Annotated in this window: 23 protein-coding genes and 3 pseudogenes; 3 read left to right on the top strand and 23 right to left on the bottom strand. The window is 72.7% G+C overall.

Annotated features, from left to right (window positions below; genetic code table 11):
- Positions 1 to 294: pseudogene (locus tag J5Y05_RS15710) on the bottom strand (hypothetical protein); the annotation flags it as partial.
- On the opposite strand from J5Y05_RS15710, the gene J5Y05_RS15715 reads away from it, so the two are divergent.
- Complete coding sequence (locus J5Y05_RS15715; protein ID WP_307853931.1) at positions 284 to 877, top strand: peptidoglycan DD-metalloendopeptidase family protein; 594 nt, start codon at positions 284 to 286, stop codon at positions 875 to 877. The pseudogene J5Y05_RS15710 and the gene J5Y05_RS15715 sit on opposite strands and share 11 nt — an antisense overlap.
- Positions 878 to 910: 33 nt before the next feature.
- Here the strand turns inward: J5Y05_RS15715 and J5Y05_RS15720 are convergent, their stop codons facing one another.
- The 21 genes and pseudogenes from J5Y05_RS15720 to nsdA all read right to left on the bottom strand — a co-directional run bounded on the left by J5Y05_RS15720 (position 911) and on the right by nsdA (position 20,808).
- Positions 911 to 1,468 carry a TetR/AcrR family transcriptional regulator gene (locus J5Y05_RS15720; protein ID WP_210873753.1) on the bottom strand — a complete coding sequence of 186 codons (558 nt, stop codon included), beginning with the start codon at positions 1,466 to 1,468 and terminating at the stop codon, positions 911 to 913.
- Between the two features lie 130 nt (positions 1,469 to 1,598).
- The gene (gene whiG / locus J5Y05_RS15725) at positions 1,599 to 2,441 is read right to left on the bottom strand and encodes an RNA polymerase sigma factor WhiG (protein WP_210872829.1); all 843 of its coding nucleotides are present in this window, start codon (positions 2,439 to 2,441) and stop codon (positions 1,599 to 1,601) included.
- A 278-nt stretch (positions 2,442 to 2,719) separates the two neighbouring features.
- Positions 2,720 to 3,838: a DNA-processing protein DprA gene (gene dprA / locus J5Y05_RS15730; RefSeq protein WP_307853972.1), complete on the bottom strand. Its 1,119-nt coding sequence runs from the start codon at positions 3,836 to 3,838 to the stop codon at positions 2,720 to 2,722.
- Positions 3,839 to 4,299: 461 nt separating this feature from the next.
- Positions 4,300 to 5,900 (bottom strand): annotated as a pseudogene (locus J5Y05_RS15735) (YifB family Mg chelatase-like AAA ATPase).
- On the bottom strand, positions 5,900 to 6,262 hold the full coding sequence (locus tag J5Y05_RS15740) for a YraN family protein (RefSeq protein ID WP_210872833.1): 363 nt from the start codon (positions 6,260 to 6,262) through the stop codon (positions 5,900 to 5,902). The pseudogene J5Y05_RS15735 and the gene J5Y05_RS15740 overlap by 1 nt, the downstream one beginning before the upstream one ends.
- Positions 6,263 to 6,381: 119 nt before the next feature.
- Entirely contained in the window at positions 6,382 to 6,690 is a 309-nt protein-coding gene (locus J5Y05_RS15745) for a DUF2469 domain-containing protein (protein WP_003965949.1), read from the bottom strand.
- A 55-nt stretch (positions 6,691 to 6,745) separates the two neighbouring features.
- The gene (locus J5Y05_RS15750; RefSeq protein ID WP_210872835.1) at positions 6,746 to 7,261 is read right to left on the bottom strand and encodes an NUDIX hydrolase; all 516 of its coding nucleotides are present in this window, start codon (positions 7,259 to 7,261) and stop codon (positions 6,746 to 6,748) included.
- Positions 7,251 to 8,024 carry a signal peptidase I gene (gene lepB, locus J5Y05_RS15755; protein ID WP_210872837.1) on the bottom strand — a complete coding sequence of 258 codons (774 nt, stop codon included), beginning with the start codon at positions 8,022 to 8,024 and terminating at the stop codon, positions 7,251 to 7,253. The genes J5Y05_RS15750 and lepB (J5Y05_RS15755) overlap by 11 nt, the downstream gene beginning before the upstream one ends.
- A 389-nt stretch (positions 8,025 to 8,413) precedes the next feature.
- A complete protein-coding gene (lepB, locus tag J5Y05_RS15760; protein ID WP_210872839.1) occupies positions 8,414 to 9,418 on the bottom strand; it encodes a signal peptidase I in 1,005 nt (334 codons plus the stop codon).
- Positions 9,312 to 10,391: pseudogene (gene lepB / locus J5Y05_RS15765) on the bottom strand (signal peptidase I); the annotation flags it as partial. The pseudogene lepB (J5Y05_RS15765) and the gene lepB (J5Y05_RS15760), both read right to left, overlap by 107 nt.
- Entirely contained in the window at positions 10,384 to 11,100 is a 717-nt protein-coding gene (gene lepB, locus J5Y05_RS15770) for a signal peptidase I (RefSeq protein WP_210872841.1), read from the bottom strand. The gene lepB (J5Y05_RS15770) and the pseudogene lepB (J5Y05_RS15765), both read right to left, overlap by 8 nt.
- A gap of 45 nt (positions 11,101 to 11,145) precedes the next feature.
- Entirely contained in the window at positions 11,146 to 11,496 is a 351-nt protein-coding gene (gene rplS, locus J5Y05_RS15775) for a 50S ribosomal protein L19 (protein WP_030421558.1), read from the bottom strand.
- Positions 11,497 to 11,629: 133 nt separating this feature from the next.
- Positions 11,630 to 12,460, bottom strand: a complete 831-nt coding sequence (gene trmD / locus J5Y05_RS15780; protein ID WP_210872843.1) for a tRNA (guanosine(37)-N1)-methyltransferase TrmD — start codon at positions 12,458 to 12,460, stop codon at positions 11,630 to 11,632.
- Positions 12,460 to 13,014 (bottom strand): ribosome maturation factor RimM, encoded by a 555-nt coding sequence (rimM, locus tag J5Y05_RS15785; RefSeq protein ID WP_210872845.1) that lies wholly within the window; start codon positions 13,012 to 13,014, stop codon positions 12,460 to 12,462. Before rimM ends, trmD begins: the two co-directional genes overlap by 1 nt.
- A 106-nt stretch (positions 13,015 to 13,120) precedes the next feature.
- Entirely contained in the window at positions 13,121 to 13,360 is a 240-nt protein-coding gene (locus tag J5Y05_RS15790) for an RNA-binding protein (protein WP_003973401.1), read from the bottom strand.
- A 2-nt stretch (positions 13,361 to 13,362) separates the two neighbouring features.
- Positions 13,363 to 13,782: a 30S ribosomal protein S16 gene (rpsP, locus tag J5Y05_RS15795; RefSeq protein ID WP_210872847.1), complete on the bottom strand. Its 420-nt coding sequence runs from the start codon at positions 13,780 to 13,782 to the stop codon at positions 13,363 to 13,365.
- Between the two features lie 270 nt (positions 13,783 to 14,052).
- Entirely contained in the window at positions 14,053 to 14,649 is a 597-nt protein-coding gene (locus J5Y05_RS15800) for a hypothetical protein (RefSeq protein WP_210872849.1), read from the bottom strand.
- Positions 14,650 to 15,552: 903 nt separating this feature from the next.
- Positions 15,553 to 17,103 (bottom strand): signal recognition particle protein, encoded by a 1,551-nt coding sequence (gene ffh / locus J5Y05_RS15805; protein ID WP_210872851.1) that lies wholly within the window; start codon positions 17,101 to 17,103, stop codon positions 15,553 to 15,555.
- A 252-nt stretch (positions 17,104 to 17,355) separates the two neighbouring features.
- Positions 17,356 to 17,694, bottom strand: coding sequence for a P-II family nitrogen regulator (locus tag J5Y05_RS15810; protein ID WP_210872854.1), 339 nt, complete (start codon positions 17,692 to 17,694; stop codon positions 17,356 to 17,358).
- The gene (locus J5Y05_RS15815) at positions 17,691 to 19,040 is read right to left on the bottom strand and encodes an ammonium transporter (protein ID WP_210872856.1); all 1,350 of its coding nucleotides are present in this window, start codon (positions 19,038 to 19,040) and stop codon (positions 17,691 to 17,693) included. The genes J5Y05_RS15810 and J5Y05_RS15815 overlap by 4 nt, the downstream gene beginning before the upstream one ends.
- A gap of 277 nt (positions 19,041 to 19,317) precedes the next feature.
- Positions 19,318 to 20,808 (bottom strand): transcriptional repressor NsdA, encoded by a 1,491-nt coding sequence (gene nsdA / locus J5Y05_RS15820; protein ID WP_210872859.1) that lies wholly within the window; start codon positions 20,806 to 20,808, stop codon positions 19,318 to 19,320.
- A 445-nt stretch (positions 20,809 to 21,253) separates the two neighbouring features.
- Between nsdA and J5Y05_RS15825 the strand changes: the two genes are divergently transcribed.
- Positions 21,254 to 21,919, top strand: a complete 666-nt coding sequence (locus J5Y05_RS15825; protein ID WP_210872861.1) for a bifunctional DNA primase/polymerase — start codon at positions 21,254 to 21,256, stop codon at positions 21,917 to 21,919.
- 137 nt (positions 21,920 to 22,056) lie between these two features.
- On the opposite strand, the gene ftsY is transcribed toward J5Y05_RS15825, so the two are convergent.
- Positions 22,057 to 23,268, bottom strand: a complete 1,212-nt coding sequence (gene ftsY / locus J5Y05_RS15830) for a signal recognition particle-docking protein FtsY (RefSeq protein WP_210872863.1) — start codon at positions 23,266 to 23,268, stop codon at positions 22,057 to 22,059.
- A 174-nt stretch (positions 23,269 to 23,442) separates the two neighbouring features.
- Here ftsY and J5Y05_RS15835 point away from each other — a divergent pair, with 174 nt between their 5' ends.
- Complete coding sequence (locus tag J5Y05_RS15835) at positions 23,443 to 24,948, top strand: cytosine permease (protein WP_210872864.1); 1,506 nt, start codon at positions 23,443 to 23,445, stop codon at positions 24,946 to 24,948.
- The last annotated feature ends 134 nt before the right edge of the window (positions 24,949 to 25,082 follow it).

A 25,082-nucleotide genomic window follows, 5' to 3' on the forward strand; every position in this document is an offset into this window, starting at 1 on the left:
GCCGGTGCCGGGGCGGGTGCCGGTGCCGGGGCGGGTTGAGGGTTGGGCGGGGGTGCGGGGCCGGGTGCCGGTACGGGTGGGTGCGCGGGCGGGTTCGGGGGCGCGGGGTGGTGTGCGCGCCGGATCGGCCGCGCGGCCCCGGGCGGGTGTGCGGCCCCGGGCGGGTGTGCGGGCCGGGGCGTGGCTGGGGGCGTGGGGGCTGGTGGTGCCGGGGGTGATGGCGCCGGGGGTGGGGGTGGTGGAGGGGAGGGGGGAGGGGGTGGGGGCGGGGGTGGCCCCCCTTGTGACGGCCACGCCGGTCGGGGTCGGGCTCATCGCTCCCGCCGACGCCACCGCCCTCGACGCGACCGTCCCGGACGTCCCCACCTCCGACGTCCCCGCCCCCGACGTCCCCGCCCTCGCCCGGAACTGGCCGGTGGGGTACCGGCCGGCGGTGGTACGGGGCTGGGAGCCGCCGGCGACGCCCTACGGTCCGGGGCACCGCGGTGTCGACCTCGCCGCCGCGCCGTCCTCGCCGGTGCGGGCGGTGGCTGCCGGGCGGGTGTCCTTCGCGGGCCGGGTGGGTGGCTGGGGCGTCGTCTCCGTGGAGCTGGCCGGTACGGGCGATCCGCCGCTGCGGACGACGTACCTCGCGGTGGCCGCGTCCGTGCGGCGCGGCGACGAGGTGGCGGCCGGTGACGTACTGGGCGCGCTGGAGCCGGTGGGGCCGCACTGCGCGGGCTGCCTGCACTGGGGCCTGCTGCGGGGCGAGGTCTATCTGAACCCGCTCTCACTCCTGCCGCCGTGGCTGCTCGACGGGGGTCCGTCGCGGCTGCTGCCGGTGCTCGGCGTACCCCTTCCTCGACCGGACGACGACCGGCCCTCGGGTACGCCGTGACGCCGGGCCGCACCGGGCCCCGGCGCGGCCGGGTCAGCCCCGTACGCCACGCAGGGCCATGGAGACCGCGGCCTCGGTGATCGTCTCGGGCTCCTCGGCGGCGCCCAGTTCGATCCGGCGCACGGCCGCGTCCACGACACCCTGGAGGAGCATCGCCGCCAGTCGCGGCTGGGCGTGGCCCATCTGGGCCAGCGCCTCGACGATCATCGCGATGAGCCCGCCGTGGGCCGCCCGGATCTTCTCGCGCGCCCCGGCGTCCAGTTCGCTGGCGGAGATCGCCACGACGGCCCGGTGCCGGCGGTCGCCGACGAGGGCGAGCTGCTTGCGTACGTACGCCTCGACCTTGCCCTCGGGTGTGGCCTCCTGGGCCAGGGCGGCCTCGACCTCCGCCGCCCAGACGGGGAAGTCGACCGCGCAGAGTTCCTCGACGACCGCGGCCCGCGATCGGAAGTACTCGTAGACGGAGGACCGGGCGAGACCCGTCCGCTCGGCGAGGGCGGGGAAGGTCAGGGCGTCGGTACCGCCGTGGGACAGCAGGGAGCGTGCCGCGTCCAGCAGGGCGGCACGCTGCATCGACCGGTGCTCGGCCACGGAGGCCGCTCGAATCCTTGGCACGCCTTCCACTGTACGGAGGTGACTGCCGGTATGGGAGTCGGCCACCGGGCGCACGCCCGCCGACCGGGTGGCGGAGCGGTCCGGTTCGTCGGCCGTCCGGGGCGCTTCAGCGCGCGAATCCGGCCAGTTTCCCGCGGAGCTGGAGTACGGACTTGGTGTGGATCTGGCTGACCCGGCTCTCGGTGACTCCGAGCACATTGCCGATCTCGGCGAGTGTGAGGCCCTCGTAGTAGTAGAGCGTGACGACCGTCTTCTCCCGTTCGGGCAGGGTGTTGATCGCGCGGGCGAGGAAGCGGCGCAGTTCCCGGTCCTCGGCCACTTCGACCGGGTTGTCGGCGGCGGTGTCCTCCAGGGTGTCCATGAGGCTGAGCCGGCCACCGCCCTCCTGCCCGGCGTGCAGCAGTTCCTCCAGTGCCACCACGTTGGCCAGCGACAACTGGCTGAAAACCGCATGGAGATCCTCGACCGCGATGCCCATCTCGCCGGCCACCTCGCCTTCCGAGGGGGTGCGGCGCAGTCTCGCCTCCAGGGTGGCGTAGGCGCGCTCGACGTGGCGTGCCTTCTGCCGTACCGAGCGGGGAATCCAGTCCAGTGCGCGTAGTTCGTCGATCATCGCGCCGCGGATGCGGGTGATCGCGTAGGTCTCGAACTTGATCTCCCGGTCGACGTCGAACTTCTCGATCGCGTCGATCAGTCCGAAGACTCCGGAGGAGACGAAGTCCGCCTGCTCGACGTTGGAGGGCAGCCCGACGCTGACCCGGCCCGCCACGTATTTGACGAGGGGCGAGTAGTGGAGGATGAGCTGTTCCCGCAGCCGCTCGTCTCCCGTCTCCTTGTACGACCGCCACAACTCGTCGAGCGTCGAGGGAGCGGGCGGGCGCACGCCGCCACCGTCTCGGGCGGCCGGGGGGATCGCCGCCCTGTCGGACCCGGAGGTGTGCTGGGGCATTCGTCGCCTTGTGCCGTTCTGCCGTGATCGTGTGTGGGGAGCCGATGGAGGCTGCCGGTCCACTGTCCGGTTGGTGCCCGTCTGTGCGGGGGCCCTCGTGAGCGTAGCGTGACTGAGCTGTCGCGGTGCGCGAAGGGCGGGTCGCAGCGGTATGCAGATACGTTCCGCTGAATGCTCCGAAGAGGGGACGATGATCACTCTGCGCGATCACTCGACTACCTCAACTTCGGGAATTCCCAAGGGGGTAGGGGTTACCCCGGACGGCCGAACACGCTCGGTCAGCGCGGACTTCGGCCCTCGTGCACGGAGATCGTCGTTTGGCGTGTCAACTTCCAGCCGTCGCTGTGTCGTTCGACGTACCCAAGTGCTCGAAGCTCGTACAGCCTGGCGACGGCGTCGTCCTGGGTGGTCTGTGCCCGGCGGGCGATCTCGTCCGCCGTTCCGGCGCCCCGGGCGGGGAGTCCGGCGAGGACCTGGCGGGTACGGGGGTCGAGCAGGTCGGTGGGGAGAACGGGACCGCGCCGGTCGGGGGCGAGTTCGCCCATGGCACCGACCTGCTCGACGATCTCGGCGGCGTCGGTGACGAGGTCGGCGCCTCCGCGCAGCATCGCATGCACTCCGGCGGAGAGCGCGCTGGTGGCGGGTCCGGGGACGCCCATGGTGTGCCGGCCCAGGCGCTGGGCGGCGCGTGCGGTGACGAGGGAGCCGCTGCGGAGGGCGGCTTCGACGACCACGGTGCCGCGGGTGAGCGCGGCGATCACCCGGTTGCGGAGGATGAAGCGGCTGGGGGTGGGGTGGTCGCCGGGTGGGAGTTCGCCGATGACCAGGCCCTGTTCGGCGATCCTGGTGATCAGGCGGGTGTGTCCGGGCGGGTAGGGGCGGTCGACTCCGCAGGCGAGGACGGCCACGGTGGCGCCGCCGGCCCCGAGGGCGCCCCGGTGGGCGGCGCCGTCGACGCCGTAGGCCCCGCCGGAGACGACGACCCAGCCGCGTTCGGTGAGGCCGGCGGCGATTTCGGCGGCCATGTGGGCGCCGTAGGCGGTGCAGGCGCGGGCGCCGACGACGGCCACCGAGCGCAGCGCCCACATCCGCAGGCTGGGCAGGCCGCGAACCCACAGGCCCAGGGGGCGGGCGTCGCCCAGGTCGTCGAGTTGCCGGGGCCACTCCGCCGTGCCGGGCGGCACGAACCGTACGCCCGCCGTCCGGGCGACGGCGAGGTCCTGGCAGGGGTCGGCCCGGACGGCGCGGGCACGCAACCCGGCCCAGCGTTTCTCGCCGGCCCCGGGCAGGGCGGGGCCGCCTTCGCGCAGGCGCCGGACGACTTCCGTGACACCCAGTTCCCTCACCCAGCACCCGCCGGTCTCGTCGCCGGGTTCGAGGACCCGGGTAAGGAAGATCCGGCCGAGCGTCTCCCTCTCCCCTGTCTCCTCCTCGGGGCCCCCGTCGGGCGGCTCCTCCCGGGACGACGGCGCACTGTACGAGGGGGGAGGCCCACCCGAGCCCGGAGATCCGCCCGAGCCCGGAGGTCGACCCAAGCCCGGAGATCCGGCTGGTCCCGGAGAGCCACCCAAGCCCGGAGACCCACCCGAGCCCTGAGATCCATCGGACCCCGGCAGCCCGCCGAACCCGGGCAGCTCGTCGGACCCACCCGTTGCACAAGGGCCGGCAGGCACACCCCCGCCCGGCGGCGCTCCCCCGTTCACGCCCGTACGCCCGTGCTCCACGCCCGGCACCCCCGTACGCTCCTCACCAGCCGCACCGCTACCACCACCGCCACCACCGCCGCAGCCGCCACCACCGCCCCAGGCTTCAGCATCCCGCTCGGCACGCCCGTCGCTGCGCTCCGCTCCCCCGCCGGTCACGTCCCCGCCCCCAGCAGCATCGGCACGCCCCGTGGCACACCCGTCCTGAGCTGGAGGGCGAGGGCGACGTCGGCGGGGTCCGGGCGGTCGTGTCCGACGAGGTCGGCCACGGTCCAGGCGACGCGCAGGACCCGGTCGAGGCCGCGGGCGGTGAGAAGGCCCCGTTCGAGGCCGCGCTCCGCCTCGTCGAGCGCGCCCGGCGCCACACGCCAGCGGGTGCGCAGCTCGCGTCCGGGGACCTCGCTGTTGCTGTGCCACGGGGTGCCGGCGAGACGGGCGGCGGAGCGCTCGCGGGCGGCGCGGACCCGGTCGGTGACGGTCGCGGTGGAGTCGCCCCGGGTGCCTGTGGCGGTGAGTTCGGCGCGGGTGACGCGGTCCACCTCGACTCTCAGGTCGACCCGGTCGAGGAGTGGGCCGGAGAGCCGGGCCTGGTAGCGGCGGATCATCGAGGGCGGGCATTCGCACTGGTCGTCGCTCTGGGTGAAGCGTCCGCAGGGGCAGGGGTTGGCGGCGAGGACCATGAGGAAGCGGGCGCTCCCGCGCTGCGCGCGATGACGACGTGTCCGGACTCCAGCGGCTGGCGTAGGGCGTCGAGCGCGTGGCTGCTGAATTCGGGTGCTTCGTCCAGAAAGAGCACGCCGCGGTGGGCGAGGGAGACGGCGCCGGGGCGGGCGACACCCGGGCCGCCGCCGACGAGGGACTGCATCGTGGCCGAGTGGTGGGGCGCGCAGTAGGGGGCGGTGTCGATCAGGGGTTTGCCCGGAGGCAGCAGGCCGGCCAGGGAGTGGACGGCGGTGACCTCCAGGGACTCCGGGCGGGTGAGCCGGGGCAGGACGGCGGGGAGCCGTTCCGCCAGCATGGTCTTGCCCGCGCCCGGTGGGCCTTCGAGGAAGAGGTGGTGTCCGCCGGCGGCGGCGACCTCGACGGCGGTGCGGGCCGATGCCTGGCCCACGACGTCGGCGAGGTCGTGGCCCAGTTCGGCGGGGCTGTGCGCGCCGGTGGCGGCGCCGGTGCCGGGCATCCGCAGTCCGGCGAGCAGCGGGTCGGGGCGGCCTTGGCGGTCCGCTTCCTCCTCGGGTACGGGTTCGTCGGCGAGGACGGCGATGAGCTGGCGCAGGCTGCGCACGCCGAGGACGGAGACGCCGGGGACGAGGGAGGCTTCGGCGGCGGCGCTCTCGGGGACGACCACCTGTTCGTAGCCGGCGTCGGCCGCGGCGAGGACCGCCGGGAGGATGCCGCGGACGGGTCGGGCCCGTCCGTCCAGGCCCAGCTCTCCGATCATGACGATGTCGGCGAGCAGCCGGGGGTCGACGCGTTCGGTGGCGCCGAGGACGGCTGCGGCGACGGCGAGGTCGAAGCCGCTGCCGCTCTTGGGGACGGAGGCCGGGCTGAGGCCGACGGTGAGCTTCTTCTGCGGCCATTCGGCTCCGGAGTTGACCACCGCCGCCCGGACCCGGTCGCGGCTCTCCGTGAGGCTCTTGTCGGGCAGGCCGACCAGGGTGAAGGAGGCGACGCCGGGTTCCAGGTCGGCCTGGACCTCGACGACGACGCCTTCGACGCCCATGAGGGCCACCGAGCAGGTGCGGGCGAATCCCATCACGCCACCCCCCGGGCGTGTTCGACGACGGGTGCTCCGCGGGGCGGGAGGACCACGCCCACCAGGTCGATGCGGACGCCGCCGGGCGGGGCTCCGCCGTGGGTGTGGACCCAGTGTTCGGCGAGGGTGCGCAGCCGCCGTGCCTTGGTGGGTGTCACCGCGGCCATGGGGTGCTCGAAGGAGCCGCCCCTGCGGGTCTTGACCTCGCAGACGACCAGGACGTCTCCGTCCCGGGCGACGATGTCGATCTCGCCGGTCCTGCCGCAGCGCCAGTTGCGCTCCAGGAGGGTCATCCCGGCCTCGGTCAGCCGGCGGGCGGCGAGGGATTCGCCGTACCTGCCCATCGCGTCTCGTGCGTTCATTGTCGGCACCACCTCCGGTGCCAACGATGGGGGCGGCCCGCGCCGCTGTTGGATCTTGGTGGACGGTCAGCGGATTGTGGACAACTTCGTCACCCGCCTGTGTGACCGTCGTCGGGGTTTCAACCGCCGGGGAGTTCGAGGTCGCTCTTGTTCAGCTCCTCGATGTTCACGTCCTTGAACGTGAGGACGCGTACCTGCTTCACGAACCGGGCCGGCCGGTACATGTCCCAGACCCAGGCGTCGGCCATGGAGACCTCGAAGAACACCTCGCCCTGGACCGAGTGCACCTGCATCTCGTAGTCGTTGGTGAGATAAAATCGGCGCTCTGTCTCGATCACGTATTTGAACAGACCGACGACATCGCGGTACTCCCGGTAGAGCTTCAGCTCCATCTCGGTCTCGTACTTTTCGAGGTCCTCGGCGCTCATGGCATGTTCCCCTTCAGCCGTGCGATCCCACCATTGTGCGTCAGGTCCGCGCGCCCTAGACGATTTCGGTGTCCAGGGTCACCGGCCCGGCCGGGGGACCTTCGTCGAGCAGTGTGCGCAGCAGCTCGGCGAGTCTGGTCGGATACACCGTCTCATGGGCACGAGCCAGTTCCCGACACGTCCACCAGCGTGCTCCGTCGACACTGCGCCGTTCCAGCTCGGTCAGGCCGGCGGCGACGGTCGTGGTCTGGGTCGTGCGGGCCAGGTAGTACCACTCGTCCTGGTCCCAGCGGCGGCCGGCGAACGGGAAGGAGCAGGTGCGCCGCCACAGCACCGGCCCCATCTCGACGTCGGTGATCCCGGTCTCCTCGCGCAGTTCGCGGCGGGCGGCCTGCTCGCGGGTCTCGTCGCCCTCGACACCGCCGCCGGGGGTGAACCACCAGTCGTCGGCCGGATCGTCCGGTTCGTGTCCGTGGAGCAGCAGGATGCGGTCCCGCGGGTCGAGCAGGACGACCCGCGCCACCCTGCGCAGGCCCGCGGCCTCCGTGTCCGGCACGGTCTCAGCGGACATCGGCGGGCTCCGTCGCGGACCGGGCGCGGGAGGCGGCGAGCCGCTGGGCGACGGGTCCGTACGCCGCACCGGCGAAGATCAGCACCGCCCCGGCCGCGATCACGGTGAGGACCGTCCGCAGCGGTCCCGGCGTGGAGAGCGGGCCGAGCGCCTCGAAGCCGGAGGCCCGTTCCAGCATGCCGTCCATGGGCCAGACGACGGCGTCGACCCGGGCGTCCACCGCGGAGCGGGCGACGGTGCCGCCGGCCGCGTCCGTGAGGTGGGCGGTGGAGTCGAGGGAGCCGCCGCGTTCGTCGCCGAGCAGGAAGAGGCGCCCCTCGGGCACGGTGACGGTGGGGAAGCCGGTGATCTCGGCCGGTGTCCCGGCGGTCAGGTAGGTCTCGTCGATCACCTTGCCGTTGACCTTCAGCCGGCCCTCCTGACAGCAGGTGACGGTGTCCCCGCCGACGGCGACCACGCGCTTGACCATCGGGGCGTCGGCCCAGGTGGCGTCCTTGAAGACGACCACGTCGCCACGGCGGACGTCGGCGCCGTCGACGCGCTGCGCCAGCACCCGGTCACCGGCGTGGATCGTCGGCGTCATCGAACCGGTCGGCACCGTGTACGGCCGGTACACCACCGCTCCCCAGGCGAAACCGCCGAGGAACAGCACCGTGCCCAGCGCCACGACCAGCCCGGACAGCCGCTGCCCGGTCCGGCTGCCGGCCGGGGTGCCGGGGCCGGGCCCCCGCCGGGCCGTGTGTGTCGTGCTCTCGCCACCCATGGACCCGCACCTTACCCGCCGGTACCGGGACGGGGCAGCCCCTTCCCCGGCCGCTCGGGCCCAACGCGGCGGGCGGACGACGGACGGACGACGGGCAAACAGCGGACGCGACGACGGGCAGACAACAGCCGAAATGCCGGCCCGGACGATGGACCGCCCCCGACGATGGACGGGGCATGCCGGACGGTCCACGGACAGACTGCCGGACGGTCCACGGACAGACGACGACCCCGGCACACCCGGCCGTCCGGAGAACCGGAAGCCGGGCGGCCGGGGCCGCGATGACTCACCCGCATCCAGAGCCGCGCCCAGGGACCGCCGCACCCACCCAGGGCCGCGCCCCGGGGACCGCCCCCACCCGGGGCCGAAACCCCCGGCAGACGCACCTCTCAGCGTGTCTCGGCCGAGGCGATCCGCCGGCGTCGCCACAGCACGAAGGGGACCGCTCCGGCGAGGGCCACGCCCTGGGGGGCGACGGTCAGCGCGACGCCCGGCGTGAGTGCCGGCGCCGACTGGTTCTTCAGCCCGCTCTGGTCGTAGGTGTCGGGGATCGGGAGGGTGCCCCAGTGGTTGATCGGCCATGCCTTGACGATGGCGCGGCCGACGACCTCCTTGACCGGGACCATGCCGCCGTTGCGGTCCGCGCGGTTGTAGCGCGAGTCACGGGAGTTCTGCCGGTGGTCGCCCATGACCCAGAGGAAGCCCTCGGGGACCTTGACCTTGAACTGGCCGCCCTGGTCGTCGACGCTGCACGGGGTGTTGCCGGGGTAGACGTACGGCTCGTTCAGCGCCAGGCCGTTGACCCGGACCGGGCCGGTGCCCTCGCACTCGACGGTGTCGCCGCCGACGCCGACGACCCGCTTGATCAGGTCCTTCTCGTCCACGGACGGCATCAGGCCGATCCAGCTCAGCACCGTCTGGAGGGCGTTCGGCTCGGGCGTCGGCTCGCCCGCCAGCCAGTCCGCCGGGTCGTGGAAGACGACGACCTCGCCGCGCTCCGGCTCGGAGCCGAACCACGGGGTGAGCTTGTCCACCAGGACCCGGTCGCCCTCGGTGAGGGTGTTCTGCATCGAGGCCGACGGGATCGAGAACGCCTGCACCAGGAAGGTCTTGATCAGCAGTGCGAGGACCAGGGCGATGCCGATGAGGATCGGCAGCTCCTTCCAGAAGGAGCGCTGCTTCCTGGCCGCCGGAGGGGCCGCGTGGGCGGCTCCGCCCTCGCCCCGCTCAGCGCTGCCGCCGTGTCCGTCCACTCGCGTGCCGTCCTCCGTCGTCCCGGCGTCGTGCCCGGAGGCCGAGGATCGGTGCGCGGTCGGGCCGGCCGTCTCCCCGGGGCGTCCGCGGTCCTCCTCGCCGTCGTGTCCGGACCGCGCGCCAACCGCCACATCGCCCACGCCAACTCCTCACTCTCTGCCACCGCCTGCCCCGTGCCCGGCGCAGGCCCACCACTCCCATAACGAGCGGGAGTTCCGCAGGGATCGGGAGTTGCACCATCGCGTTCGGGCCGTAGGAGGCAACCCTATGCGACAGCGGCGCGGCGGCGGCCGGTCCGGAGTCCGCGTCGGACACGGTCGTGAACGTTTTCGGCTCGTCCAGGGTGGTCCAGTGGCCGAAGGGCCACGCGATCACCATGGCCCGGCCCACCACCCCGTCCTCGGAGACCGTGCCGAAGTCGGTGTCCTGGTGGGCGCGGGAGTCGGCCGAGTTGGACCGGTGGTCGCCCATCACCCACAGCCGGCCCTCGGGGACGGTGACGTCGAACGGGGTCGTGGAGGGGCGGTCGCCCGGGTAGAGGTAGTCGCTCTCGGTCAGCGGTACGCCGTTGACGGTGATCCGGCCCTGGACGTCGCAGCAGGTGACGCGGTCTCCGCCGACGCCGACGACCCGCTTGATGAGGTCCTTCTCGTCGTCGGAGGGGAGCAGGCCGATGAAGGCGAGGCCCTCCTTGACCTGTTTGACGACGACGGGATCGTCGTTCTTGGCGGTCTGCTCGCCCTGGAGCCAGCCGCCGGGGTCGCGGAAGACCACGACGTCCCCGCGCTCGGGCCGGGAGCCGAACCACGGGGTGAGCTTGTCGACCAGGACGCGGTCGCCGATCTGGATCGTCTGCTCCATGGAGCCGGACGGGATGACGAAAGCCTGGACGAGGAAGGTCTTGAGGACCAGGGCGATGAGGACGGCGACCCCGATGAGGAGCGGGATCTCCTTGACGGCGCTGCGCCTGCGGCGCCGTTTGACCTTGCGCTGGAGCTTGCGGCGCTCGGTACGGGAGCGTCCGCCGCCGGAGGAGGCCCGCCGGAAGCCGGTGGGCAGCAGGTCCTCGGCGGGGCTGCTGGGCGTGTTGCGCGGCTTGCCCCGGCTACCCATCGCTGCCCTCGGCGGCCGGTACGCGCGCGTAGGCGTCGGGGCGGTCGAGGCGGGTGGCGTGGGCGAAGGGCCAGACGATCCAGTCGGCGCGGCCGATCACGTCGTCGGTACGGACCATGCCGCCGCCCGGGGAGCCGAGGTGGTCGCGGGAGTCGCTGGACTCGCCCCGGTGGTCGCCGAGGACGAAGAGGGCGCCGTCGGGGACGACGACGTCGAAGGGCACGGTGGAGGGGCTGTCGCCCGGGTACAGGAAGGCCGACTCGTCGACGGGCACGCCGTTCACCTGGACCCTCCCCTCCTTGTCGCAGCAGACCACGTGGTCACCGCCCACACCGACAACGCGTTTGATGTAGTCGCCGTGCCCGAAGGTCCCGGTGCCGTCGAAGACGACGATGTCGCCCCGCCTCGGCAGCCCTTCGAAACCGTACGCCACCTTGTTTACGAGAACCCGGTCCCCGATCCTCAATCCCCGCTCCATGGAGCCGCTGGGAATCTGGAACGGCTTGAGCACGAAGGTGCTGACGAGCAGCAGCAGGACCAGGAAGGCCAGCAGGGCGAGGGTGAACCGCCCGCCCGGCACCCACTCCGCGAGGCTCGTGGCGAACGCGGAACGCGACCGTTCCTCCGGGCCCTGCGGGGCCGAGGGGTGCTCGGTGCCGGCGGGGCGGGAGGAGCGGTCGCGCTCCGTGCGTTCTGCGTCGGTGTCCATCGGGGCCAGATGCTATCCGGCCCGGTCACGGACCCCTCAGTGCGTTCAGCTCTCGCGCTTCTCGCGGATCTTCGCGGCCTTGCCGCGCAGCTCGCGCAGGTAGTACAGCTTGGCGCGGCGGACGTCGCCCTTGGTGACCAGCTCGATCTTCTCGACGATCGGGGTGTGCACCGGGAAGGTGCGCTCGACGCCGACGGAGAAGGAGACCTTGCGGACCGTGAAGGTCTCGCGGACGCCGGCGCCCTGGCGGCGGATGACGACACCCTTGAACTGCTGCACGCGGGAGCGGCTGCCCTCGATGACGCGCACGTGGACGTTGACGGTGTCGCCGGGGCGGAAGGCCGGGACGTCGCTGCGCAGCGACGCGGCGTCGACGGAGTCGAGCAGGTGAGACATTTCGTCTGCTTTCTTCGTTGATGCCACAGGTCATCAACGGCACTAGATTGACGGATCGTGATGGTGCGGGTCGGGGCGTGCGTCGGCTCCCCCTGTGGCAGGGGCGAGCGCCGGACCTGCGCACAACAGCGGCCTATTCTTCCACGTCTTCGGTCCTGCGCCAAAATCGGCCGGTGCGCTCCCCTTCGGGGTCGGGCTGCCAGCCCAGGATGGAGAGCATCTCGCGGTCCTTCTTGTCGAAGGCGTCCGGCGCGCACCGCTCGATGAGGTCGGGCCGGTGGGCGGTGGTGCGCCGCAGGGTCTCGTCGCGGCGCCAGCGGGCGATCTTGCCGTGGTGTCCGCTGAGCAGCACGTCGGGGATGTCCCGGCCGCGCCAGAGCGGCGGCTTGGTGTAGACGGGCCCCTCCAGGAGGCCGGCCATGGCGGGGGCGAAGGAGTCGTCGCGGTGGGACTCGGCGTTGCCGAGGACGCCGGGCAGCAGCCGGGCGACGGCCTCGGTGACGACGAGGACGGCCGCCTCGCCGCCGGCCAGCACGTAGTCGCCGATGGACACCTCGTGGACCGGCATTCGGGTGGCGTACTCGTCGACGACCCGGCGGTCGATGCCCTCGTAGCGGGCGGGGGTGAAGATCAGCCAGGGCTGTTCGGAGAGGCGGACGGCGAGGTCCTGGGTGAAGGGCCGGCCGCTCGGGGTGGGGACGATGAGGGCGGGCCGCCCGTGGCCGGCCTCGTAGCCGTCGGCCAGGACGGTGTCCAGCGCCTCCCCCCAGGGCTCGGTCTTCATGACCATGCCGGGGCCGCCGCCGTAGGGGGTGTCGTCGACGGTGTGGTGGCGGTCGTGGGTCCAGGTGCGCAGGTCGTGCACGTGCACGTCGAGCTGTCCGCGGGCGCGGGCCTTGCCCACGAGGGAGACGTTGAGCGGTTCCAGGTACTCGGGGAAGATCGTGACGACGTCGAGCCGCATTACGCCTGGTCCTCCCCGGCGTCCCGGGCGGAGGCGATCTCGGCGCGGTCGTCGATGAGGCCGGGCGGCGGGTCGATGACGGCCCGCTGGCGCTCCAGGTCGATCTCGGTGACGATCTCGGCGACGAAGGGCACGAGGGCCTCGGTGCCGTCGGGGCGTTCCACGATGAAGAGGTCCTGCGTGGGCAGGTGGGAGATCTCGGTGACGCGCCCGACCTCTTCGCCGTCGACGGTCACGACGTCGAGGTCGATGAGCTGGTGGTCGTAATACTCGTCCTCGTCCTCGGGGCGTTCGTCCGGGTCGACCTCGGCGATGAGGAGGGTGTTGCGCAGGGCCTCGGCGCCGTCGCGGTCGTGGACGCCCTCGAAGCGCAGCAGGAGGCGCCCGCTGTGCACGCGGCCGGTCTCGATGGTGAGCGGGCCGACGGCGGCGGGGTCCGTGGTCAGCACGGCACCGGGGCCGAGCCGCAGCTCGGGTTCGTCGGTGCGGACCTCGACCGTGACCTCGCCCCGGATGCCGTGGGCGCGGCCGATGCGGGCGACTACGAGCTGCACTGTGCTGATCTCCTGTCGGAACTGCGGGGAGCCGGTCACGGCTCGGACGACGACGGGCCGGGGACGGCCGATGGCCCTCCCCGGCCCGAGCCGGTGCTGTGAAACGTCAGCGGACGTGGTCGACGTCGACGAGGTCGACGCGGACACCGCGACCGCCGATGGCGCCCACGACGGTGCGCAGCGCGCGGGCGGTCCGGCCGTTACGGCCGATCACCTTGCCGAGGTCGTCCGGATGGACCCGGACTTCGAGGACGCGCCCGCGACGCAGATTGCGCGAGGCCACCTGCACATCGTCGGGGTTGTCGACGATGCCCTTCACGAGGTGCTCGAGAGCCTCCTCGAGCATGCTCAGGCCCCGGTCGACTCAGACGAGGACTCGGCCTCGTCCTTCTTGTCGGCCTTCTTCTTCTGGGTGATGGCCTCGCCCTTGCCGGCGTCGTCGCCGCCGAGGGACTCGAAGACGGGACGGGCCGGCTTCTCGGCCGCCACGAGCAGCGGCGCCGGGGCGGGCTCGCCCTTGAACTTCTGCCAGTCGCCGGTCTTCTTGAGGATGGCGAGCACGGGCTCGGTCGGCTGGGCGCCGACGCCGAGCCAGTACGCCACGCGCTCGGCGTCGACCTCCATCACCGACGGGTTGTACGTCGGGTGGTACTTGCCGATCTCCTCGATGGCCCGGCCGTCACGGCGGGTGCGCGAGTCGGCGACGATGATGCGGTAGTGAGGCGAACGGATCTTGCCCAGACGCTTCAGCTTGATCTTGACTGCCACGGGAGTGGGTTCTCCTGGAATTGACGTGGTGGGGCACGGCGGGATGCCGCGTGGGGTTGCGGTACCCGAGTGCCCGACGGACGCGTCAGCCGGAGGAGAGAGGGGTCCTGTTCGGCTGTCGAGTACAGCTCGCCATTCTGCCACACCCGCTCGGGGGGTGTGGACGCGGGCGTCCGGGCAGCCCGGAGCGCGTCCGGGCACGGTCGTGACCGGCCCGGACGCCTCCTTCGCCGCCGGCCGGCGGTCCGGCTGCCACGAGCAGCCGGGCCGTCAGCCCGCGGCGGCGCCGACCGGTTCCGGGATGCGGAAGGGCTTGCCACAGCCGCCGCACATGATGGGCGCCTGGGCGAGGACCGACGGCACGACCCGGACATTGCGTCCGCAGTCGCACACCGCCTTGACGCGTACCCCTCCGCCGGAGGAGCCGTGCCGGGCGGCCGGCCCGCGGAAGCTGCGGGCGGAGTCGGCCGAGGTCGCGGCGGAGTGGGCCTTCAGCGCGCGCTGGAGGCGTTCCATCGTCGGGCGGTAGCGGCGCTTCGCCTCGGGGGTGAGCGTGACCAGCGAGAAACCGCTGCTGGGATGCGGTTCCTCGGGGTGGTCGAGGCCCATCTCCTCGGCGATGGCCAGGAATCGTCGGTTGTGGTAGCGGCCGGCTCGGGAGGTGTCACGCACTCCCCGGGCTGCGGCGATGCCGTGGACTGCCTCATGGAGCAGTCGCTCGAAGGAGAGTTCGTGTCCGCAGGCGGACGACGACTCCCCGATCAGGGACTCCGGCGCGGCAAGATCCGGCAGCTCGGGGTGGTACCGCTGAATGTCGGCCCACGCCTGCGCCAGCTCTGCGGCGAGAACAGGTGGTGTCGTGCTCACGTAATGACAACGAGCCGGGGTGCCGCTGTGTTCCTATTCCGGGCCATCCCAAATAATTTGCACGTACCCGTCAGTTGCCGCTGATGCGTCCCGACGAGGGCGGGTGCGCTGATCTGCGGAGAAGCCTCCCACCTGGTGGCAAGTCGGTGCGTAGTCCGGCGTACGCGCGGGCGCGTACGCCCTGTCCACGCGCCGGGGTACGGACGCTCCGCGTTCACGCAAGTCTGGTTTCGGCCGGTGTCGCGGCGGACGGACGGCATCCCGGCAAGCGTGCCCCGCGCACCCCCGTACACCCCTGTGCATCCCCCTGCACTCCCGAGCACCCCCCAGCGCGCCGACGGGCGCGAGGCTACCGGGTGCGCCGTCGGTGTGCGCACCCGGCCCGCCTTTCTCGGCCACCGGTGTCCGGAGCCCGGTGCTCCGCGTCCGTGGCCCGCGCGTCGGCGGTGCGGGCCCTGGCCGAAAGCGCCGTACGGGCGCCGCCGCGGCGCGCTGTCGACCCACTGTCACGGTCGGGCACCGTGTTCCGGCCATCCGGTGCCGGGCCCGGGACCGGGCCGCCCGGTGCCCCGTACCGGCCGGGCGGGTGACCGGACGACGACTTCTCGCCACCCGGACGGATGAGGGGCCCGGCAGGGGTCCGCGCCTCTGGGCGGCGCGGCGGACCGGGAGTCTCCCGGCGGACGGGGAAGCCGGGCGCACCGCACGGGGACCTTGACCTGGTCGACCTTGGTCAGCGGCGAGGGCGCGGCGGTACGGGGCGGTGCCGTCGGCCGCCCGTCCGGCCGAGGCCCCGCCAGAGGTGAGGACGCAGAGGTGAGGCCGTCAGAGGTGAGGACGGCCGTCTGGAGGAGGCGGCCTCCAGACGGCACGGCCCGGGATCATCCGCCCGGGTGCGGCGGGTCAGCCCATGAACTTCTTGAACTCGTCCGGCAGCTCGAAGTCCTGGGCGCCCTGCTGCGGCAGCCCGAGGGCGCCCCCGCTCTGCGCCGCGGCGGCCCGGCGGGCGGCCTCCTCCTGCTCCTGCTGCTTGCGCTTCATCGGGTTGCCGGAGCGCTGCTTGCCCTTGGCCTTCTTCTGCTGCTTCTTCTGCCGGCCGGGGCCGCCGCCCGTCCCGGGCATGCCCGGCATCCCCGGCATGCCGCCGCCCTGGGCCATGCGGGACATCATCTTGCGGGCCTCGAAGAACCGCTCGACCAGGTTCTTCACCGCGCTGACCTCGACACCGGAGCCCTTGGCGATACGGGCGCGGCGGGAGCCGTTGATGATCAACGGGTCCTGGCGCTCGCCGGGGGTCATCGACTTGATGATCGCGGCGGTGCGGTCGACGTCCCGCTCGTCGAGGTTGCCGATCTGGTCCTTGATCTGGCCCATGCCCGGCAGCATGCCGAGCAGTTTGGAGATCGAGCCCATCTTGCGGACCTGCTCCATCTGGGCCAGGAAGTCGTCCAGGGTGAAGTCCTGGCCCTTCTTGGACGCCAGCTTGGAGGCCATCTTCTCGGCCTCTTCCTGGCTGAACGTCTTCTCCGCCTGCTCGATCAGGGTGAGCAGGTCACCCATGTCGAGGATGCGGGAAGCCATCCGGTCCGGGTGGAAGGCGTCGAAGTCCTCCAGCTTCTCGCCGTTGGAGGCGAACATGATCGGCTTGCCGGTCACGGAGGCGATGGAGAGGGCGGCACCGCCGCGCGCGTCGCCGTCCAGCTTGGACAGGACCACGCCGTCGAAGCCGACGCCGTCGCGGAACGACTCGGCGGTGTTGACGGCGTCCTGGCCGATCATCGCGTCGACGACGAAGAGGATCTCGTCGGGCGAGACCGCGTCGCGGATGTCCGCGGCCTGCCGCATCATCTCCTGGTCGATGCCCAGGCGGCCGGCGGTGTCCACGATGACGAGGTCGTGGACCTTGGCCTTGGCGAACTCGATGGAGTCCTTGGCGACCTTGACCGGGTCGCCGACGCCGTTGCCCGGCTCGGGCGCGTAGACCGCGACGCCGGCCCGCTCGGCGACGACGCTGAGCTGGTTGACCGCGTTGGGGCGCTGGAGGTCGCAGGCGACCAGCAGCGGGGAGTGGCCCTGCTCCTTGAGCCAGCGGCCGAGCTTGCCCGCGAGGGTGGTCTTGCCCGCGCCCTGGAGGCCGGCGAGCATGATCACGGTCGGGGGCTGCTTGGCGAAGCGCAGCCGGCGGGTCTCGCCGCCGAGGATGGTGACCAGCTCGTCGTTGACGATCTTGATGAACTGCTGCGCCGGGTTGAGGGCCTTGGAGATCTCGACCCCGAGGGCGCGCTCCTTGACGCTCTTGATGAACGCCCGGACGACCGGGAGGGCCACGTCCGCTTCGAGGAGCGCGATGCGGATCTCGCGGGCCGTGGCGTCGATATCCGCCTCGGAGAGCCGGCCCTTGCCCCGGAGGGACTTGAACGTGGCTGAGAGGCGATCGGAGAGAGTATCGAACACGGCGGCGTCGGTCCTCGGGGTCGGCGGCAGTCTGAGCGTCTTCCAGGGTATCGGGCCCCGCAAGCGATTCGGCCCCCGCGGGCGAGGTCCGTCCGGGACGGTCGGCGCTGGACCGTCCGCCCTGGACGGTCCGCCCGCGCGCCGGGCAGGCGGGCGGCCATGCTCCGGGGTTCCACGGGCGACACGCCCTGCGGCGGACGGGACCGCACCTCTCCCCTGCACGGAACGCCCCCCTGGAAGCGCCCCCCGGGATCAGAGCGCCTCCACCCCCCTCTCCCCCGTCCGGACCCGTACGGCCGTGTCGACCGGGACGGACCAGACCTTGCCGTCGCCGAGCGTGCCGGTGCGGGCGGCGGTGACGACGGCGTCGATCAACCGCCCGGCGTCCTCGTCGGCGGCCAGGACCTCGATACGGACCTTGGGCGTCAGGTCGACGGTGTACTCGGCGCCCCGGTAGACCTCGGTGTGGCCGGGGCGCCGGCCGTGGCCGCGGGCCTCGGTGACGGTGAGGCCGTGCACGCCGAGGGCCTGGAGGGCGTTCTTGACCTCGTCGAGCCGGTGCGGGCGGACGACGGCGGTGATGAGCTTCACGCGGTCACCTTCCCGGTCCGGGCCCGTTCGGCGGCCGGGGCGTCCGGTGCCGAGGGCGTACGGCCGGCGCCGCCGCCGGCCCCGCTGAAGTCGTAGGCGGTCTCGGCGTGTTCGGTGCCGTCGATACCGCTCTCCTCCGCCTCCCGCGCGACGCGCATGCCGATCGTCCGGTCGAGGAGGAGGGCGAGGAGGGCGGAGGCGACGAGGGAGTAGGCGAGGACGGCGAGGACGCCGGCGCACTGCTTCCAGAACTGGCCGAGTCCGCCGCCGTAGAAGAGGCCGGCGACGTCGGACTGGCCGGTGCCGGTGGCGAGGAGGCCGACGAGCAGGGAGCCGAGGACGCCGCCGACGAGGTGGACGCCGACGACGTCGAGGGAGTCGTCGTAGCCGAGCCGGTACTTCAGGCCGACGGCGAGGGCGCAGAGCACGCCGGCGCAGACGCCGATGGCGAGCGCGCCGAGCGGGGAGACCGCGCCGCCCGAGGGGGTGATGGCGACGAGGCCCGCGACGGCGCCGGAGGCCGCTCCGAGGGTGGTGCAGGCACCGTGCCGGAGCTTCTCGTAGGCGAGCCATCCCAGCACGGCCGCGCCGGTGGCGACCTGGGTGTTGACGAACATGAGGGCGCCGACGCCGTCGTCGTTGCCGAGCCAGGACCCGGCGTTGAAGCCGAACCAGCCGAACCAGAGCAGCCCGGCGCCGAGCATGACCAGCGGCAGGTTGTGCGGGCGCATCGGGTCGGTGCCGAAGCCGGCCCGTTTGCCGATCACCAGGATCACGCCGAGGGCGGCGGCACCGGCGTTGACGTGGACGGCGGTGCCGCCGGCGAAGTCGATGACGCCGAGGCGGTAGGCCCAGCCGCCCGCGCCCCAGACCCAGTGGGCGACCGGGAAGTAGACGACGGTGGCCCACAGGGCGACGAAGAGGGCCCAGGCGCCGAACCTGACGCGGTCCGCGAGGGCGCCGCTGATCAGGGCCGGGGTGAGCACCGCGAACATCATCTGGAACACCAGGAACACGAGCACCGGGATGGTGGTGCCGTCCCAGAGGTCGGTGCGGCCTATGCCGCTGAGGCCGAGCCAGTGGGGGTTCCAGCCGATGAGGCCCGCGGTGTCGGTGCCGAAGGCGAGGGAGAAGCCGTAGAGCACCCACAGGACGGTGACGATGCCGAGGCTGACGAAGCTCATCATCAGCATGTTGAGGGTGCTCTTGACCCGGACCATGCCGCCGTAGAAGAAGGCCAGGCCGGGCGTCATCAGCATCACCAGGGCGGTGCAGACGAGCATGAAGCCGGTGTTGGCGGGCGAGAGCGCGGGGGTGTCCGCGGCGAGTGGGGTGGCGGGGGCCATCGGCGCCTCCTCGTCGTTGGTGCGGCCCGAGCGGGCGGAGCCCGGCGGATGCGGGCCGCCGCGTGTCACGAGCGTGACGTGGCGCCGTTTCGGCGGGCGCCCCGCGCGGTTTCGCGCGGGTGACGAAGGTGCCGTGGGTGTTACGCCCCGGTGAACCGGCGGGTGGCGGCCGGGGCGGACGCGAGCCGGCCGCGTCCGGCCTTCCGAATGACTGGCATGGGGGAGCCGAGTCGGGCAGTTCGGGAGGGCCGGCCGCGGCCGGGGTCTGGGGGTGGGGTCAGACCGCCTCGGCGGTCTCCGGGAGTTCGATGGCGAGCCGTTCGGTGAGGTCGATGACCTCGCCGAGGTCGCCGAAGTCGCGTACGGCGGTGTCGACGGTCTTGCGGATACGCGTGTTGACGCGTTCGGAGCGGACCTTCTTGGCGATGGCCATGGCCTCGGCGGCGAGCACGGTGCTCTGCTCGGGCTCGCGGCGCAGCAGGTGGACGGTGGCCATGCCGATCAGGTTGAGCGCGTAGGACCGCTGATGCTCCTCGTCCTGGGCGAACAGCTCGACGGCCCGGCTCATCAGTGGTTCGGCGAGGGAGGCGTAGGTGGGGCTGCGGCCGGCGACGTAGGCGAGGTCGCGGAAGGAGTGGGAGTTCTCGCCGTGCAGTTCGGCCTCGGAGAAGAAGCGGATCCAGTCCGGGTCCGGCTCGTCCCACTCGGCGATGTCGGTGAAGGTGTCCTCGGCCATGCGGACGGCCCGCTTGCACCGGCCGGGCTGGCCCATGTTGGCGTAGGCGCGGGCCTCCATCGCGTACAGCATCGACTGGATGCGGGGGCTCGCGCAGTCCCGGCTGCCGTACTGCGCGAGGTGGATCAGCTCCAGCGCGTCCTCGGGCCGGCCGAGGTGGATCATCTGCCGGCTCATGCTGGAGAGGATGTACGAGCCGAGGGGCCGGTCCCCGGCCTCCTTGGCGGCGTGCAGGGCGAGGACGAAGTACTTCTGCGCGGTGGGCTGGAGGCCGACGTCGTACGACATCCAGCCGGCCAGTTCGGCGAGTTCGGCGGCGACCTTGAACAGCTTGGCGCGGATGGCGTCCGGCTGGGACTCCTGGAGCAGGTCGGTGACCTCGTGGAGCTGGCCGACGACCGCCTTGCGCCGCAGTCCGCCGCCGCACTGGGCGTCCCAGCGCCGGAACATCACGGCGGTGGACTCCAGCAGGTCCAGCTCCGGCGCGGAGAGCCGGCCGCGCGGGTGCTCGGCGGAGAGGGGGTCGGGCTCGGCGGGGACCGGTGGCGAGGGGACCAGCCAGCGCTGCATGGGCTCGATCAGGGACGGGCCCGCGGACAGGGCCAGCGAGGTCCCGAGGAAGCCGCGCCGGGCCAGCATCAGGTCGCTGCGGGAGAACTCGCTGAGCAGTGCCACGGTCTGGGGGCCGGTCCAGGGCAGGTCGACGCCGGTCGTGGAGGGGGTGGGGCGGGTGGTGCGCAGGCCCAGGTCCTCCACGGCGACGACGACGCCGAACCGCTCGGAGAACAGTTCGGAGAGGATGCGCGGGATCGGCTCGCGCGGGTTCTCGCCGTCGAGCCAGCGGCGTACCCGCGAGGTGTCGGTGGAGATGTGGTTGGCGCCGAGCTGGCGCGCGCGGCGGTTCACCTGCCGGGCCAGCTCGCCCTTGGACCAGCCGCTGCGTACGAACCACGAGGTGAGCAGCTCGTTGGGGCGCTTCTCAGCGGGCGTAGGACTCCCCGCGCTCGTCCCGCTTCCGCCGTTGCCGCTCACTGGAACGCCCCCATCCCTGAGACCACCTGTCGCCGAGTGCGCCAAGCCTTATCAGAATGCCGGTGTCGGCGACCCTCTGTCCGGTGTTCGTCACCCTTCGAACAGGGGATCGACTTGCCTCCGGCATACCCTGCCGTGCATGTGCCCCAAGGCGTCGTGCACTCAAAGTAATCCTACGATCACCCGTCCAGCCATGGGGATTCCAGAAACGCCACCATTCGCCACCCCTTCGAATGAACACCCCTCAGGCTGCCCACGGTTGACTTGACACAGGCCAACCGGGAGTCGGTGCAAGGATGCACGCCGGGGCGCACACCGCCAAGCACACCACCGGACGCGCTTCCGGGCGCTGCATGAACCGCGCCACACCGGGGAGTTGGAGTACAGAGAGTCACGTTTCGCGTCCGCTGCGTAACCGACGCCGCGTCGGACCGTTGGAGGGGGCATGGGCTTCACGATCGGCAGCAGTCGGGCGATGCGCGACATCCGGTCCGGCGCGCGGCGCCGCGGACGCACCTCGGAGTGCACGGCCGTGGCCGAGTTGACCGGACTCTGGGGCTGGGACGTCGTGCCGGGGGCGCGGGCCGCCGCGGGCGCCTGCTCCTGCGGCCGGCGGGAGTGTCCGGCGCCGGGTGCGCATCCGCTGGACTTCGCCCCGGAGGTGCCGGCCGGCTCGACGCTGGGCGAGGCGGGCGCGGCGTGGGCGCGGTTCCCGGGGGCGGCGGTGATGCTGCCGGTGGGGCGGACCTTCGACGTGATCGAGGTGGCCGAGGCCGCCGGGCGGCGGGCGCTGGCGCGGCTGGAGCGCATGGGTCTGCCGCTCGGTCCGGTCGCCGTGACCCCGCAGGGCCGCGCGCAGTTCTTCGTCGCCCCCGGCGCCGCGGCCGAACTGCCCCGGTTGCTGTACCGGATGGGCTGGGACGACCCGTCCGCCCTCGACCTGCGCGGCCTCGGCCCGGGTACGTACCTGACGGCGCCGCCCTCCGACCGGGGCGGCCAGGGCCCGGCCCGCTGGCTGCGGCCCCCGGCGCTCGACTCGACGACCCGCCCCCCGGCGGCCCGGCTGCTGCTGGGCACCCTGGCGTACGTGGCCCACCGCTGCTGGGCGTAGCGGCCCGCCCCGCCCGGCGGCCGGGCGCCCGGCCGCCCGCCCCATGACGAAGCGCCCGTCCCCGACTGCACCTCGGGGGCGGGCGCTTCCTCGCGCGCGGGTCTGGTCCGGCGGGCGGGCCTGGTCCGGCGGGCGGTTCAGTCGCCGATCAGGGCGTCCACGAACGCCCCCGGCTCGAACGGCGCCAGGTCGTCCGCGCCCTCCCCGAGCCCGATCAGCTTGACCGGCACGCCCAGTTCGCGCTGGACGGCGATCACGATGCCGCCCTTGGCCGTGCCGTCCAGCTTGGTCAGCACGATGCCCGTGATGTCCACCACCTCGGAGAAGACCCGGGCCTGGATGAGGCCGTTCTGCCCGGTGGTGGCGTCCAGGACGAGCAGCACCTCGTCGAGCGGGGCCTGCTTCTCCACCACCCGCTTGACCTTGCCCAGCTCGTCCATGAGGCCGGTCTTGGTGTGCAGCCGGCCGGCGGTGTCGATCAGCACGACGTCCGCGCCGATCTCCTTGCCCTCCTTCACCGCGTCGAAGGCGACGGAGGCGGGGTCGCCCGCCTCCGGGCCGCGCACGGTGTGGGCGCCGACCCGCTCACCCCAGGTCTGCAACTGGTCGGCGGCGGCGGCGCGGAAGGTGTCGGCGGCGCCGAGGACGACGGTGCATCCGTCGGCCACGAGGACCCGGGCCAGCTTGCCGGTGGTGGTGGTCTTGCCGGTGCCGTTGACCCCGACGACCATCACGACGCCCGGTTTCCCGGTCTCGGGCTCGGTCTTGACCTGCCGGTCCATCTCGGGGCCGACCAGGGTGACCAGCTCCTCGCGGAGCAGGGTGCGCAGTTCCTCGGGGGTGCGGGTGCCGAGCACCTTGACCCGCTCGCGCAGCCGCTCGACCAGTTCCTGGGTGGGCAGCACGCCGACGTCGGCGGTGAGCAGCGTGTCCTCGATCTCCTCCCAGGTGTCCTCGTCCAGGTGCTCGCGCGAGAGCAGCGTGAGCAGCCCCTTGCCGAGCGCGTTCTGCGAACGGGAGAGACGGGCACGGAGCCGGACCAGTCGGCCGGCGGTGGGCTCGGGGACCTCGATCGGAGGGACTTCGAGCTCTTCGACGACGGGCGGCTCCTCGACGGCGGCGGGGGCTCCGCCACCGTCCGGAAGGTCGACCTCCTCTATCGTCCGGCGCGTTTCGTCGCGCGGTGTCTCGGCCTCGTCGCCGACGTGCGGCTCGGCCGGAGGGGCGGTGATGTCGGGCGTGGCGGGTGGCGGCGGCAGCTTCTTCTTGCGCCGGCTGCCGACGACGAGCCCGCCGAGCGCGCCGATCACGACCACGGCGATGACTACAGCAAGGATGACGATGTCCATAACCCGTCCAGTATCAGTCATGGCTCCCGAGACGCTCCGCTTGTACCTTCCTCCGAGAGACAAAGGCCACTGGAAGGAACGAGTCGGACCAAAGTACGATGGAAGAGGCTCCGTCGACGCGCGTAGAGTCCCCGACCCCTCCCTCTCCCCCACGATCGAGGCACGGACCCCCCTATGAGCAAGACCGCCCGGACCGACGGCGCCCTGGAGACCCGCGGCATCGAGCAGGTGCCCGACCACGAGCGCACCGCCCGCATCCGCGACCTCTTCCCCACCTGGGTCGGCGCCAACATCAGTGTGCTGCTGCTCACGATGGGCGCGAGCCTCGTCGTCGCCTACCACCTCGGTTTCTGGCAGGCCGTCGTCGTCGCCCTGGCCGCCCCCGTCATCTCGTACGGGCTGGTGGGGCTGATCGGGATCGCCGGCAAGCGGGGCGGGGCGCCGGGCATGGCGCTGTCGCGGGCCGTGTTCGGGCAGCGGGGCAATCTGCTGCCGGGCGCGCTGATCTGGGTCGCCCGCTGGGGCTGGGAGACGATCAACGCGGTGACCGGCGCCTACGCGGTGCTGACCGTCCTGGACGTCCTCTTCGGAATCCGCCGCAACGCCGTGCTCGATCTGGTGATGCTGCTCGCCTTCGTCCTGGGCACCTTCGCGATCTCGGGGCTCGGCATCCACGCGCTCCGCAGGTGCAACACGTACGCCACGTACCTCTTCGGCGTCTTCTCGGTGCTGGTGCTGGGGTATCTCGTCGTGCACACCGACTGGTCGGCGGTCTTCGACCGGCCGGCGGGTCCGGTGGCGTCGGTGATCACGGGGATCGGGCTGATCGCGGCGGGCGGCGTGAGCTGGATACCGTCCTCGCCCGACTTCACCCGCTACCTGCCGCGCACCGCCTCCGCGAAGGGGATCGTGGGCGTCACGGTCGGCGGCGCGGGCATCGTCGTCCTGCCGATGGTGCTGATGGGCGCGGTCATGGCGGTCTCCACGCCGGGCCTGGCCTCGGCCGCCGACCCGGTCTCCTTCCTCGGCGAGATCCTGCCGGTCTGGCTCGCGGTGCCGTACCTGCTGACCGCGCTGATCGGGATGCTGCTGATCAACTCGATGTCGATGTACTCGGCGGGCTTCACCGCGCAGACCCTGGGCTTCACGGTCGAGCGGCACTGGGCGGTCTCGGTCAACGCGGTGATCTCGCTGGTCTTCGGCGGGGTGCTGATGCTGGCGGCGACCAGCTTCATGGGCTCCTTCATCGCCTTCCTGTCGCTGCTGGCGGTCGCCTTCTCGGCGTGGGTCGGCGTCTTCGGCGCGGACATGCTGCGGCGCCGGGAGTACGACGGCGCGGCCCTCGCCGACACCGGACGCACCAGCGCCTACTGGTACCGGGGCGGGTTCTCGCCCGCCGCGGTCGCGGCCTGGGCGCTGGGGCTGGCGGCCGGGCTGATGTTCACCTCGTCGGACTGGTTCACGGGCCCGCTCGCCGCGAACAACGTCGTCGGCGAGTACGGCCTCGGCTGGGTCGCCACGGTGGTGATCTCCGGTCTGCTGTACGTGGTGCTGCCGAAGCCCCCGGTGCGCCTCCCGGCGCCGGCCGCGACCCCCGCGACCCCCGCGGCCGGTGCAGCCGGTGCTGCCGGTGCGGCCTCCGCGGAGCCTCGTGAGCCGGTGGCCGTCCGGGGCTCCTGACCCCGGTTGCGCGCGGCGGGCCGGCCGCGGAATCCGAACCGCCGCCCGGTCCGGTCGGCGACCGGGCGGGGCGGCGGTTCGTACGGGGAGGCGGGCTGCGGGGACGGGGCCCGCCTCCCCGGGCCGGCGGGCGT

The sequence above is a fragment of the Streptomyces tagetis genome, assembly GCF_018069565.1.
GTDB lineage: Bacteria > Actinomycetota > Actinomycetes > Streptomycetales > Streptomycetaceae > Streptomyces > Streptomyces tagetis.